The sequence below is a fragment of the Syntrophomonas sp. UBA5494 genome, from assembly GCF_002426325.1.
The window spans coordinates 54,123-66,777 of the sequence record NZ_DIPG01000111.1 but is presented as its reverse complement, the minus strand read 5'-3'; the positions used below and the strand labels follow the sequence as shown (position 1 = coordinate 66,777).

The 12,655-nt window shown below is 43.9% G+C and carries 15 protein-coding genes; 9 read left to right on the top strand and 6 right to left on the bottom strand.

Annotated features, from left to right (window positions below):
* Positions 1-49 precede the first annotated feature (49 nt).
* The 4 genes from nrfD to B3W37_RS12575 all read right to left on the bottom strand — a co-directional run bounded on the left by nrfD (position 50) and on the right by B3W37_RS12575 (position 3,051).
* On the bottom strand, positions 50-988 hold the full coding sequence (gene nrfD / locus B3W37_RS12590; protein ID WP_483168646.1) for an NrfD/PsrC family molybdoenzyme membrane anchor subunit: 939 nt from the start codon (positions 986-988) through the stop codon (positions 50-52).
* Positions 989-1,012: 24 nt separating this feature from the next.
* Positions 1,013-1,663, bottom strand: a complete 651-nt coding sequence (locus B3W37_RS12585) for a 4Fe-4S dicluster domain-containing protein (RefSeq protein WP_483168645.1) — start codon at positions 1,661-1,663, stop codon at positions 1,013-1,015.
* The gene (locus B3W37_RS12580; protein WP_483168644.1) at positions 1,642-2,202 is read right to left on the bottom strand and encodes a Gx transporter family protein; all 561 of its coding nucleotides are present in this window, start codon (positions 2,200-2,202) and stop codon (positions 1,642-1,644) included. Before B3W37_RS12580 ends, B3W37_RS12585 begins: the two co-directional genes overlap by 22 nt.
* A gap of 141 nt (positions 2,203-2,343) precedes the next feature.
* The gene (locus B3W37_RS12575; RefSeq protein WP_483176023.1) at positions 2,344-3,051 is read right to left on the bottom strand and encodes an FMN-binding protein; all 708 of its coding nucleotides are present in this window, start codon (positions 3,049-3,051) and stop codon (positions 2,344-2,346) included.
* Between the two features lie 406 nt (positions 3,052-3,457).
* Here B3W37_RS12575 and B3W37_RS12570 point away from each other — a divergent pair, with 406 nt between their 5' ends.
* From B3W37_RS12570 to B3W37_RS12540, 7 genes are all read left to right on the top strand, one after another.
* On the top strand, positions 3,458-4,507 hold the full coding sequence (locus B3W37_RS12570; RefSeq protein ID WP_483176022.1) for an FAD:protein FMN transferase: 1,050 nt from the start codon (positions 3,458-3,460) through the stop codon (positions 4,505-4,507).
* Between the two features lie 30 nt (positions 4,508-4,537).
* Complete coding sequence (locus B3W37_RS12565) at positions 4,538-4,903, top strand: NusG domain II-containing protein (RefSeq protein WP_483176021.1); 366 nt, start codon at positions 4,538-4,540, stop codon at positions 4,901-4,903.
* Between the two features lie 13 nt (positions 4,904-4,916).
* Positions 4,917-5,759, top strand: a complete 843-nt coding sequence (locus B3W37_RS12560; protein WP_483176020.1) for an energy-coupling factor transporter transmembrane component T family protein — start codon at positions 4,917-4,919, stop codon at positions 5,757-5,759.
* The gene (locus B3W37_RS12555) at positions 5,756-7,153 is read left to right on the top strand and encodes a sensor histidine kinase (RefSeq protein ID WP_483176019.1); all 1,398 of its coding nucleotides are present in this window, start codon (positions 5,756-5,758) and stop codon (positions 7,151-7,153) included. The genes B3W37_RS12560 and B3W37_RS12555 overlap by 4 nt, the downstream gene beginning before the upstream one ends.
* Entirely contained in the window at positions 7,150-7,821 is a 672-nt protein-coding gene (locus B3W37_RS12550; protein WP_481038340.1) for a response regulator transcription factor, read from the top strand. Before B3W37_RS12555 ends, B3W37_RS12550 begins: the two co-directional genes overlap by 4 nt.
* Positions 7,822-8,148: 327 nt before the next feature.
* Positions 8,149-8,448, top strand: a complete 300-nt coding sequence (locus tag B3W37_RS12545) for a hypothetical protein (protein WP_483168639.1) — start codon at positions 8,149-8,151, stop codon at positions 8,446-8,448.
* A 318-nt stretch (positions 8,449-8,766) separates the two neighbouring features.
* Complete coding sequence (locus tag B3W37_RS12540) at positions 8,767-9,300, top strand: hypothetical protein (protein ID WP_483176018.1); 534 nt, start codon at positions 8,767-8,769, stop codon at positions 9,298-9,300.
* Between the two features lie 33 nt (positions 9,301-9,333).
* Here the strand turns inward: B3W37_RS12540 and B3W37_RS12535 are convergent, their stop codons facing one another.
* Positions 9,334-9,822, bottom strand: coding sequence for a YfcE family phosphodiesterase (locus B3W37_RS12535; RefSeq protein ID WP_483168637.1), 489 nt, complete (start codon positions 9,820-9,822; stop codon positions 9,334-9,336).
* Between the two features lie 119 nt (positions 9,823-9,941).
* Positions 9,942-10,118, bottom strand: coding sequence for a YgaP family membrane protein (locus B3W37_RS12530; RefSeq protein ID WP_481038344.1), 177 nt, complete (start codon positions 10,116-10,118; stop codon positions 9,942-9,944).
* A gap of 699 nt (positions 10,119-10,817) precedes the next feature.
* Between B3W37_RS12530 and B3W37_RS12525 the strand changes: the two genes are divergently transcribed.
* Both B3W37_RS12525 and B3W37_RS12520 read left to right on the top strand, forming a co-directional pair.
* Positions 10,818-11,507, top strand: coding sequence for a M15 family metallopeptidase (locus tag B3W37_RS12525; protein WP_483168636.1), 690 nt, complete (start codon positions 10,818-10,820; stop codon positions 11,505-11,507).
* Between the two features lie 81 nt (positions 11,508-11,588).
* Positions 11,589-12,655, top strand: a 1,067-nt coding sequence (locus B3W37_RS12520) for a hypothetical protein (RefSeq protein WP_483176017.1), incomplete at its 3' end; no start/stop codon positions are given.

Below are 12,655 nucleotides of genomic sequence, written 5' to 3'. Positions count from 1 at the left end.
GGGAAGGTTCTTTTTTAAAACAGGAAAAAGAACCTTCCCCGTGCCTGCTTTAAGGAATCATTATTCCATCCCATATCGGCAACGCCGCAAAAATAATCAATGCGCGCAGTGCGAATCCCCCCACAAGAACTGAAGAATCGGCAATGATGGTAAGGTAGGAATGGTGTTGTTTTTGCCCTCCTGCCGTCATTTCAGCGGCCGCTGAAGTATCTTTAACCGTTGGCTTGGCGGCTTTCGAAGCCAGATGTTGAACAGTATAGACTGCCAGGGGGAACAACAGCCCCAGCCCAATGAATATACCCCAAAATTGGAGCGCATATTTACCGGAGATGACCAGTGCAGCAGATTTCTTGGCGATCAATCCATTTCCGCCCGAATTCATCACCCACATAAAAACGGCCACAGCGCCTAACTCTGCCAGGATGAGAAAGATATGGGTCAGATCCTCCCGGCCTTTATCAGACGCTTCTTTTTCAAAAATATGCGCCAGCAGCACGGTGATCGATAGCCCGGTGGATAGGGCAGATACAAAAAAGATGACCGGTATTATTCCTGAACTCCAGAAGGGGATGGCCTCTATCACGGAAATCAGAAATCCGGTATAGCCCCCTGTCGCCACCGCCAGTATGGCCCCAGCCCATGTGACCGCACCGGGAACCGCTTCATTTTTATAGGTGAGATACCCTTTCAAGAGGCCCACTAAAATAAAGACGGCCAGAACGATGGTGCCCCAGGTCATGACCGAACTGAAATTAGTAACCAGCCTGACCAGCAGCCAGGGTTTATAAAAACCCTGCCCCAAATCAAACACCAGCAATAATGTGCCGAGGCCCACTATCGGTCCCGCAATGTAATAGCCCATTCTTTTAAGCCCGGAATTATTCCCCAGCCAGCCCAGTTCGGCGGCAAATGAAGTCAGATAAGCACCCGCCCCCAGGCCGCCCAAAAACAAGTATGTCACCACCAGCCAATTCCAGTGCATTTCCATGATTTTGATACCTCCTAGCTATTGTTACTTCGGAATGACCACCAGCGAGGGTTTGGTCAGTTCAGGAGCAGGCAGCCATTGAATCTGCGCCACGCCCCCCTCGGTCTTTTGTAAATCAACCAGTCTGCCGAAAGTTAAGGCTTGGGTAGGGCAAGCCTCCACGCAGGCAGGTTTTAGGCCTTTTGCCTGGCGTTCATAGCAAAAATGGCATTTGGTGATTCTGCCGGTTTCTTCACTCAATTGAGGAGCATGGTAAGGGCAAGCATACAGGCAGTATTTACACCCTACACAGATTTCTTTGTCATGCACAACGATCCCGTCTTTATCCCGCTTTTTGTAGGCCTTGACCGGACATACCGAAACACATACCGGTTTTTCACAATGATTACAGCTGATAGAAAGATAAACCTCCGGTCTGCCGCTGCTGATAACCCGACGCCATTTTACGCCGTCTTCCCATTTGTTAGTAGTCTTGCAGGCGGTGGCACATTTCCGGCAGCCGATACATTTTTGCTGATCATGCATGAACCCCAATTGATCAGGGTACTTGGGTATATTGGGATCCGCTTGTGCTAACTGTCCCGGTAAAACACCGACAGCCAGGGTGCCGGCGAATAATGCTCCCATTTTTATGACACTGCGGCGGCTGATTTTTAACTCATTTGATTTGTCCATTTTAGTCTCCTTCCCCCGTGAGTTGGCACAGTGGTAAAAATCCCCTTCTTCCTTAATTCACTTATGGCAATTTCTCCGATTCTTCCGGTGATAGCACCGGTAATCAAAGCAGATACGAGAAGGATGGGGAGATAATAAAATACGATAAACTGACCCAGCAACAAAGAGGCCACGATGATCTGGGCGGTATTATGAATGAATGCCCCCAGGACACTGATCCCTTTGATACTGAAATACTGCGAGAATCTTTTATAAATCAGCAGCATGATCAAGGCGCTCAGGATGCCCCCGCTTAGGCTAAAAGCCAGCATCATTACGCCTCTGGTCAATAACGCCACCACAAAACAGCGGATGATCACTATCAATAGCACATCTGTCAAAGGCAGAAAGACAAGAGCCACTAAGGTAATAATATTTGCCAAGCCGAGTTTTACTCCCGGAACGGGTACTGGCACTGGAATGATCGATTCCAGCAAGGATACTAATATTGCATTGGTAACCAATATGATGATGACTGCATATCTCCGATTTTTGCTCATCATGACCCGCTTTCTAAAAGTGACAGACTTAAAATCCAGCTTTTGAAAATGAGGGCATCCCAAATTATAAAGTGAATTATCTATGGAACACCCTCTTTTGATTGTCACTTTAGTTGTACCTGTAGACGCAGCTGTTACGGATTATTTAACCGGAATCTTTACCTCTGCCCGGCTATCATAAGCCTTTTTCAGCGCTCCGATGAAATCGCCGTGGGCATCTTTGAGGCTGACACTTGCGCCGGAGGTTACATCTGCCAGAACCTGTTTTTCTTCATCGGTGAGCTGGGAATACTTCGCCTGCTCGTCAGGGTCGGTTGAATTTGCTTTCAAGGGACGGCCGTTTTTATCGGAAGTATTCTTAGCAAACCACGCCTCAACTTCAGCGACTGTTTTGCCTTTAAAAAACTCTTCATATACCGCATATTGTTCCGATATATTCATGCCATAAGCAGCATCGCCGCGTTCGAGCTTGGTTTGCCATTCACTTACTTCTTTGGCAGCTATTTCAGCGGTACTGGCGGGGGCGGTCAGATAACCGGCTTGTCCAGGCCAGCCTGAAAAACGAGGTGCGCCTTCATGTTCTGAATCGTTGGGAGAGAGGACTTCCAATGCATCAAAATGTACGCTGATTATTTTGCCTTCCTTGTCAAACGTAGCGTCCGCAGTAACAGTAGAAATAGAGTAAATTTGCCCCCCGGCAGCATCTTTGCCAGGCCCGACACGGAAAACCGAGGTCTGTCCTGATCCATTGGAGACCGTTAATTCTTTGGGCTGGAATATGAATCCGGCAATAAATACCACGATTGCCACTAAAGCAACGACTACGGCAACGATCTTCATCTTTGACATACAAAATCCTCCCACTTGATTTTATTGAATAGTACATAATGAGTTTCACACCTGAGGAGGATATTTTAAATCCTGATTTATGTCCCGGCAATAAGTACATTTGTCCCGAACAGGGCTTTTTGCATCCGCCAGGCTTGCAGAGGCTTGCTTCCTGTCCTGTAAACGTAAAAAGAGTAAATACATTGTTTTCACGGCTTGATCTTTCCAATATCATCATTTTCTTCCGCTTGTCCTGGGCTGTCCCAAAGCTTAAAATGGCTCTAGAAACATTACTATTTTAGTCGTATTTATCCTGTTTAATAAAGGGTATATAAAAGAGAATTTAAGCTGCCTGTTTGTTTAAAGAAAGCGGGCAGCTAACGTTTCACAGCAGAAAGGGATAAAAGTGGCTCTGCGAAGACATCTATTGAAACTGATAGGGTTAGTTTTGGTCATAGTCGCGGCGGCATGGCTATTAACTGCTGTTGCTGCCAACAAGCGCGATGAGATGGCGAACAAAGCATTTGTGGCGGATTCTTTTGCCATGGGAACAGTCATATCTCAAAAAGTATTTGGGGCAAATGGACCGACTGCGGTTGACGAGGCTACAACGAAGATCGAGGATCTGGATAAACTGCTGACATTTAATGACACTCAGGGGGATACCTACAGGCTTAATCAAAATGCGGGGATTATGGGCATTGAACTGGATCCGGCGACAGTAAAAATCATCAATAAAGCGCAAGAGATATCTGAAATGAGTCATGGGGCCTTCGATATCACAGTAGGCCCCCTGGTAAAAACCTGGCAAATAGGAACAGATGCACAGCGCATCCCGTCACAAGAAGAACTGAACAGATTGCTGCCTTTGGTCAATTACGAAGATATCGACATTGATAATAATGTGGTCACTATCAAAAATAAAGGGCAGATGATCGATCTCGGAGGCATTGCCAAGGGATATGCAGGGGACGCGGTTATTGAGGTCTACAGGAGACAGGGCATTACTTCCGCTTTTATCAATTTGGGCGGAAATGTTGTAACACTTGGTAACAAGCCAGACGGCGCCCCATGGAAAGTCGGGATCCGTGATCCCAGGCCGGCAGGAAATCCGAGTGGGAAAGATATTGGAATCGTTAAAGTAACGGATAAAGCGGTTGTTACAGCTGGAGATGATCAACGTTATTTTATGGAAAATGGACGGCGTTATCATCATATTCTGGATCCCAAAACCGGATATCCGGCCGAATCTGATTTGATGAGTGTAACCTTGATCACTGAATCTTCGCTGGATGCTGATGCTCTGGATACTGCCGTCTATATTTTAGGCCTTGAAAAGGGCAGGGAGCTGATCCGGCAGTATGGAGGCGTTGAAGCTGTGTTTATTACAATCGACAAAAAGATCTATGTTACAGAAGGGCTAAAAGAAAGTTTTGAGTTCCTTGGTGAGGGCAGCGGATACGTTTACCAGCAATAACATCGAACGGGGAAGCGAAATATGGAAAACATGAAAAGGTTTAAAAGAGGCGATCTGTTTTTATACTTGATAGGGTTTATCATCATGCTTTCACTGGCGGGATTCTACCTTAAGGGTGAGGCTGCCCAAGGCGAAGAGATCGACGGGCGCACAGCGGTGATAAGCAGAGATGGCAATAGAATAGCGGAGTTAGACTTAGATACGCTGGAAGAACCCCGGTATTTTAAACTTGAGGATGGCATCCAGGTAACCATTGTAGCGGAAAAAGGCTCCATAAAGTTCTTGGAAGCCGAGTGCCCGGATAAAATCTGTGTAAAAACAGGGACATTAACCAAACCCGGAGACCAGGCCGTCTGCATGCCTAGCAGAACCATCGTCAGAATCTTAGATAACTAAAGGATAAACCTCGATGAATAATACATTGAACAGAACGTTGCATCCCTTGAAAAAGGGAAAAGCTCAAGGACTAACCGCCATGAATAAGAAAAATCACAGTACTTTCATAGACTTGGATGGGTTTATTAAAGCCCTTCTGGCGATTGGCATAGCAACGCTGCCGTTTTATTTTGAAAAGCAGGCCAGTTATGAAATATTTCTGGTTTATCTATTGATGGTTACCCTGGTATCAAGAATTCGATATCGCACCTTATTACTCAGCGCCGGGTCGTATTGTATTATCGTGTTGATCCCTTATTTATTCGGGATATTGATGAATATATCCCTTTATTATTTGACTAAAAACGAAGCATTTATCATTCATCAAGGGTCTCAAGAGGTCTTCTCCAGGTTATTCAGATTGTTCATTATCTGGTATGCAAGCATCCTTTATTTCCATACCACCCCCATTGAAACAGTCTTGGGCTTATTGGATAAATTGCTTTTCCCTTTTAAGTTGATCAAGCTGCCGGTTCAGGATTACTTAAAAGTAGTCATGTGCATCGTCATGGAATTGAAGGGGACCGGGGAAAAGTTAAAGACAGGATTTGTAGAGCAGGGCCGCTCCGTGATCGGAGGAAGCCGGCGCAATCTGAAGTCAAAATTAAACGGGATATCGCAAATCATCGTTTCGTCGCTGGTCGATTCGTTCCAAAAGCTGGATGAGTTAGAAAGGATGGTCGAAAAAGTCAGCGCCCAGGACCTGTTCGAGTATGAACTCAAAATGACCAGACACGAGGGGATCGCCGCCTTAAGTATCACTTTGTTGATATTGACGCTTTACATTATTGAAAAAGGGAATGGACTGCTCATATGACTATCATTGAATTCTTATTATATCTAATCTATGGGTTTTCTATGGTCATGATGGGGACTTTCGCCATCATGCAAAAAGATTCCAAGATAATGAACTTCTCGTTAATAAGATCCATTAAGTATTTGGGCTATTTTGGAATTATCCATGGCATGAGTGAATGGATCACCATGATCATCAAACTTGAGTTATGTCATCCCCATCTGTATATTCAAGTTTATTATGTTAACCTGATGCTCAAAGCCTTATCCTTTACATTCCTTTTATACTTCGGGCTGGACTTATTAGCTATTCGAGAAAAGTACAAGAATATTTTGCTGAGAATACCTTTGCTTGGTTTTCTGCTGTATTTATTTGGTTTCTACTTGTTAACTTCTCACTATGGTGTGGACTATCATTTGTCGAATGATCATTTCAAGATTATTAGCATACGTTATTTGATGTCAGTTCCGAGTTGCGCCATAGCTGCCGCAGCTCTGTATGCGAATGCCCGGTTGATAAAGAAAACCAAATCCGCTGAAATAGCGAAAAGGTACAAGAATTTGTCCTGGATCTTCATCGCTTACGGTTTTGTAGAAGGATTGCTGGTATCCAAAGCGGCTTTTTTCCCGGCCAATATTATCAATAACGAGATATTTCCAGAATACTTCATCCTAATCACCTTATCTTTTAAGGCAATCGTCGGATTTATCATCAATTATTCATTGATCAAAGTAATCGATACTTTTAGCTGGGAACAAGAGGAAAGGCTGTTTCAATTGGAAAAACTCAGAATAGCCTCTGAAGAAAGAAGAAAACTGGGACTTGAAATACACGACGGCATTATTCAGCAATTGTATGCCATAGGATTGAAAATTGAGTATCTATCCAGATACAAAGAAGACAAAGCTTCGGCAATAAATATTCTAGAAGAAGTAAAAGTGAATATAACGGCAACTATAAATAAGATCAGGGAATTTATATCTGCCGATGCTTTAGATGAAATTGAACTGGATAGATTAAAAGACAGCCTGGAACAGTTGGTGCGTAAATACAATGAAACTCAAAGTGTAGAGATTGTGCTGAAGTGTAAGCTTTCCCCTTATACAGTGGGTGATTTATTAGCAGAGAAGACCACGCAGATTTATTATATTGTTCAGGAAGCTATCACCAATGTTATCAAGCATTCTCAAGCCGATCATGCTGAGGTCTTATTGGAGGGTACCCCTGATTTTATTTATATAACTATCACTGATAACGGGATAGGGATCTCTCAGGACATAAAGCTGGAGCAACAGTTTGGCATCCGTTCCATGAAGGAAAGAGCCCAAAGAGTCAATGGATTTTTCAAAATCGAAAGCCTGCTTAAAGGTACTCGGATCGAACTTAAAATACCCTGTGAGGAAGCACTGATATGAGCGATTATATTAAAGTATTGATAGTAGATGATCACGATATCGTCAGGGATGGATTAAAGCTGATTTTGGAACTGGATGAGCGAATTATGGTATGTGGGGAGGCCAATGGTCTTCAGGAAGCCCTTGATTCGATACAAAAAACGTGCCCGGATGTTGTGCTGCTTGACTTTCGGCTGCCTGACGGGGACGGGGTCAATGGGTGTTTAACCATTAAGAGGCGCTTCCCTCAAATCAAGATTATTATCTTAACGGCTTTTTCGCAAAATCATTTAGTCATTGAAACAATCAGAGCAGGCGCGGATGGTTATTTGTTGAAAAATATCAAGAGTCAGGAATTAATAGAGAATATCATTAAGGTTTATGAGGGCGATTGCGTCTTAGATACTTCCGTAACCGAGGGCGTTTTCAACAACATTGCCATTCCGGATATCGAATTGCCTTCACAGGACCTTAATCTGAGCTCGAGAGAAAAAAATATATTGCAGATATTGAGCCAGGGCAAGTCGAATTGTGAGATTGCTGAAGCCCTGGGTATCTCCGAAAAAACGGTTCGCAACTATATCAGCACCATATTCAAGAAACTAAATGTTACCAATAGGACTGAGGCGGCGGGTTACTGGATCAGAACGCGAAATAACTATTCCAGTTCGTTTGAGCCCCAGGGTTAATATGCAGAAGTGTGAGAGTCACCTGAGATGACTGAAGGATGCGTCCCGTTTAATGAGGGTATGCCTAAATTGGCGTAAAGTCCAAATCGATATAGAGTAAGGCGGTAGTTTTTAGGGGCAGTTGGCCGGCGTAGTCAACTGCCCCTTTAAATTTGCATTATGCTTTATGGCTTTCTGATGTCAATCCTGTTTGATCCGAGATACGCTGCCGAATAGATCGAGGGCGGGCCAAAACGGAGTGCCGCTGCGTATTATATTAGAGGCATAATTAGGAAGTTAAGTGGCGCGGGATCTGATAAGCCGGTATTAGCAGAGGAGGAGAATATTATGTATTCGGTTGGGGCTATTGTTATAGCCGCAATGTTGTCTGAGGCGGTCTGGGAAACCGGAAAAATGGTCTGGCAAAAAGGCAAAGTGTCAGTGGATCGTGTGGGAGCGCTGGTAGTCGGATTGCTTATTGCTGTAGGAGCGGGTTTGGATATGTTTTTACTGGTTGGCATAAACTTTTTTCATCCACTTATCGGCCAAATACTAACCGGGATACTGTTATCCAGAGGCGCTAACTTTGTCCACGATTTACTGAAATCCGCTGAAGGTATAGTTCAACGGAAGAAAGCTACCCCCTAATTGTTTGGGGGATTTTAATATCAACGATAGGGTGAGGTTATGTACGAGCAAATCCGGGAGAATCTATTTCGAATTAAAATCCCCCTGCCCCGCAATTCTCCTAAGGCTCTCATGTTTTCTCCAGGGCAGGATGAACCTGTCAATCGGCACCAGGTTTAATCAAGAAGCAAGGAATTGCGGGATGGAGTGATACTTTTTTAAGCGACAAAAAGGACCGTCCCCATTTGGCATTTTTGTTTCAAAAAAATCATTTTTTAATTCGCATACAAATATACTGTTAAATATCAAACATTGTGTTACTATAATTGCGAGGTGATAATGTTGGATATTAAAATTGAGAGCCTGATACCTTTTGAAAAAATCAAGAACGATGTAGATTCGGTTTTTCAGTTGGTTGACAAGAACAATACCGTAGTTCTGCTGAAAAACAACCAGCCGGTATATTTGATAGTCAAATATGCGGCCGATGGGGAAGCCCTTGGAAACATAACAGTCGCCAGCAGCGAAGGCAAAACTGCCGGAAAACGCGGTTGCAAAAGCAAAGCCCCCGGGAGCCGGAAAGCCCGCAAAGGCAAAACCGCCGAAAGCGCCGGCGAAAGCGTCAATACAGGGAGCAGCGAAACCCCCAAGTACACGCTGCAGGAAGCTATGAAGCTGGTTCTGTCGGAAACCGAGGGGAAACAGATGCATGCCGCTGAACTGGCCGAAGAAGTATACCAGCGCGGGTTGTATCTAAAAAAGAACGGCGCCAAGGCGGAATACAACCAGCTGCGCGCCAGATGCACCCATTATCCGGATTTGTTTGAGGCTCTGCCGGGAAATATCATAAAGCTCAGAGAAGTTGTAGAATAGGCGATATCGATGGCGCGAAACGCCCTGCCAAGGCTAAAAGTAATTCAACCCCACTTGGATTCGGCCGGGGAGCAGCTCCATTATAATGTAAGACAGCCATTTTTCACGGCGCTTATTAGTCATTGAGCCGGGATTTATCATCAAAATGCCCCTTTTGGTCTGTACCAGAGGCTGATGACTGTGCCCGAAAATTATCAGGTCCACATTATCATCTGCGAATTGATCATAAGCCCTTTCCAGGGTGGTTTTGTCGTGCCCGTGACCGTGGAAAATCCCGATTCTATATCCTGACAGAGTAATCACCTGTTTTTCCCTGGTGGCGCGTCTGATCCTGATTTCATCGCAATTTCCCCACACACTGTACAGCTTCTTATAACTCTTCATAAATTCGTAGGTCTCAAAGCTTACGAAATCGCCGGTATGAATAATCACTTCGACTTCGTGAAAAGCATTCCTCACCAGAGCCAACCAGTCGTCCGCAAGCTCGGTTATATGAGTATCGGAAAGAATCCCTATTTTCATGGTATAACCTCCTAACCCAAGTGGAACGGTTCTTGCTTTCTCCCGGGAGAGCCGCCTGTGTCTCAGGCGCCATGAGTGGGGGCTTTGTAGGTTGACCAACCCAGCAAATCGTAAATCACTCAGTAGGCCAGCAAACCTTCGATAATCATAGCCACACCTAGAATACCGAGTACAATGCTTACCCAGCCGCTCATAACCAGGGGATTAAAAATAACCAGGTAGAGCAGAACCAAACCGGCAACAAGCCTGATGATACGGTCTAAATAGCCCAGGTTGCGGCGCAAGGACAAATGCACGTCATAACACCTCCATATTCCCATTATGCGCATTATTCAAACGGGTGATTCACGGCCGGCGGGAAAGTATCGACTTTGGCTGACCCGCGCGCACAAATTCTTGATTTGCTTTCTGCCGAGGCACAAGGCAGAAGCGTTCCCGGCTTGCGCAGGAATAATAGTTTTGAATCGCGAATATTCAGGTGAATTTGATTCTAATTGTAGAGGTGTTGAAAATGGAATACTATGCTGGCCTGATTTTATTTAAAGGAGTCATGTATGAGCATCTTTGAAATTATTATGCTAATATGTTTTGGATTTGCGTGGCCATTTTCGATTTATAAATCCTATAAATCCGGTTCTAATGAAGGAAAGAGCCTGATATTTCTGTTCATTGTTTTTACAGGGTATATTGCCGGGATCTTGCACAAAATATTATACAACTTCGATATAGTTGTATATTTATATGCTTTAGATGGAGTTTTGGTGGGAATTGATATTTTGTTATTCCTGAGGAACCAAAGAAGAGCAAGCGGGAACTGTTCTTGACTTGCGCTTTAGTATAATCCCGTGGTAGTTTCATATAGGGGATGATTGAGCCCCGATCGGCTGCAAGAAAATTTTAGAATTAAAATGTATCCCTCCGTCATACTTGAAGCTGGAAAAGTCATTTTTAAGAGAGTGCTTTCCTCGATAAAAACGGGGAAATGAAGGTGAGCTATGGATTATCATAAACCAATACCGTTAAAACAACCCCCCGTTCTCGATGCTATAGAAGTTGAAGAGAACGGCGAACCGCTGGTATGCTTGTCAGACTATGGGGAGGATTTCATATTTGAACCGGTGTATTATAATAAAGGGATTCAAGGCTCGATAAATACACTCTATGCCCGGGAACAGGTTGCCCAAAAACTATTGAAGGCATCCAAATTATTGCCGCACGGTTACAAATTCAAGATTTTCGATGCCTGGCGGCCCTTCGATGTCCAAATGAGTTTGTACAACAGTTTTTTACAGGAGAATCTGGAATTGAAATCTGCCGGTAAATCCCTGGAGGAAATCCGTAAAATAACCCGCCAGTATGTTACTTTTCCCAGCCGGGACCCTATGAAACCCTTTTTACATGCTACGGGCGGAGCCATCGACTTGACGATTGTTGATCAAGGCCGGTATGTCGATATGGGTACCGAATTTGATGCCTTTATGGATAAAGCGCATACATGCTATTTTGAGATAAATAATAGTGATGCGACCATTACCAGAAACCGCCGTTTATTATATAATGTCATGAGCGAATGCGGTTTCGTAAATTACCCTTTTGAATGGTGGCACTTTGATTACGGTGACCCGGTTTGGGCGTTTTATAATAGCTGCAATGCCATTTACGGAGGAATCGGCAGCTGCGAATAATTCATATTGATTACGCTCTCTGAAAGTGTGTGTAACAAAAAGCTGCAAGAAACACTATCAAGAAAGTTGATGTTCATTTAAATGAAAAATAATCGGTTGGGCAAGAATAGAAAGTCCATGAAGTACGTCACGGTTATGCTGGTTATCGTTACCGTATTGCTCTGGCTGCTTTGTCTGGCGGTTGAATACATTCTGGGCTCCCGCTCGGGAGATTTTGAGTTTTTGGCGATAATGGAGACAGTGGCCGAGAATCTTATCGGTATACTCCCCCCGCTTATTATCTTCAACTTTGCTTACGAATATTTTACTAAGCTGTATGTATCCGAAGAAATATCGGAAAAAATCGCTGAGACCATGATGAGCAATACCGATGTTATCGATCGTTTCAGCGATGAATCCAAAAAGGATTTTGTCTTCGCCTCTCTGAACTCGATTCTCAACAAGGAAAAAGGCGAAGTTGTCTACAATATCATCAAGCCGTACATAGATTTTGAGTTTAATATTAGGAGAAATTTTAAGTATTTTATTAGTTTGGATGAATATCGCGGCAAGAACTGGCTTTTCTCTTGCGATGATTACTATGCTGTCACTGAAAGAATCTCGTATACTAAGGTGCTGTCGAGCAATAAAACATTCCAGAGTGTTTTTAAACTGGGCTTTTTTGTGCAAGATGCCGATCTCGATGAAAAACTCAAAGCCGATACTTATCTTTTTAGAGAGAACTTGCAGATAAAGAACCAAGACCTGACGAGATTGCTAGCTCTCACGGATGGGGAAAAATTAGATTTTGTAAAGAACCAGCTGGCGCTAAAAGTCTTGATAAACAAAACCGCAGCACAGATCGTGAGTGTTGAAATCGGGGAGAACGGAATTGAGTTGGTATTTGAGACTGTTCACTTGAATTTGACCGAAGCGCAGGTCGAGATATATTTTGTCATGCCCCAATTAAAAAGTAAAAACAAATTTTTGGTATCCATTCCCGAACCCACCTGCAAAGTAGATATTTCTTTCTATTACCCCCGCGATTACTTGAATGTCACTTTAATTCCCTTTTTGAACGGAGAGTACAACAGCAAAGATGCTGTTCAAGTGGACGGCGTCAGAAATATCGAGTTTGATAACTGGGTCATCCCCATGAGCGGAGCCGT

Excerpts from the sequence above, each read along its gene's own strand:
- B3W37_RS12555 (WP_483176019.1), top strand. The coding sequence starts at position 5,756 with ATGACTATCATTGAATTCTTATTATATCTAATCTATGGGTTTTCTATG.
- B3W37_RS12550 (WP_481038340.1), top strand. The coding sequence starts at position 7,150 with ATGAGCGATTATATTAAAGTATTGATAGTAGATGATCACGATATCGTC.
- B3W37_RS12580 (WP_483168644.1), bottom strand. The coding sequence starts at position 2,202 with ATGAGCAAAAATCGGAGATATGCAGTCATCATCATATTGGTTACCAAT.
- nrfD (WP_483168646.1), bottom strand. The coding sequence starts at position 988 with ATGGAAATGCACTGGAATTGGCTGGTGGTGACATACTTGTTTTTGGGC.
- B3W37_RS12585 (WP_483168645.1), bottom strand. The coding sequence starts at position 1,663 with ATGGACAAATCAAATGAGTTAAAAATCAGCCGCCGCAGTGTCATAAAA.
- B3W37_RS12565 (WP_483176021.1), top strand. The coding sequence starts at position 4,538 with ATGAAAAGGTTTAAAAGAGGCGATCTGTTTTTATACTTGATAGGGTTT.
- B3W37_RS12560 (WP_483176020.1), top strand. The coding sequence starts at position 4,917 with ATGAATAATACATTGAACAGAACGTTGCATCCCTTGAAAAAGGGAAAA.
- B3W37_RS12535 (WP_483168637.1), bottom strand. The coding sequence starts at position 9,822 with ATGAAAATAGGGATTCTTTCCGATACTCATATAACCGAGCTTGCGGAC.
- B3W37_RS12525 (WP_483168636.1), top strand. The coding sequence starts at position 10,818 with ATGGATTATCATAAACCAATACCGTTAAAACAACCCCCCGTTCTCGAT.
- B3W37_RS12540 (WP_483176018.1), top strand. The coding sequence starts at position 8,767 with ATGTTGGATATTAAAATTGAGAGCCTGATACCTTTTGAAAAAATCAAG.
- B3W37_RS12575 (WP_483176023.1), bottom strand. The coding sequence starts at position 3,051 with ATGTCAAAGATGAAGATCGTTGCCGTAGTCGTTGCTTTAGTGGCAATC.
- B3W37_RS12545 (WP_483168639.1), top strand. The coding sequence starts at position 8,149 with ATGTATTCGGTTGGGGCTATTGTTATAGCCGCAATGTTGTCTGAGGCG.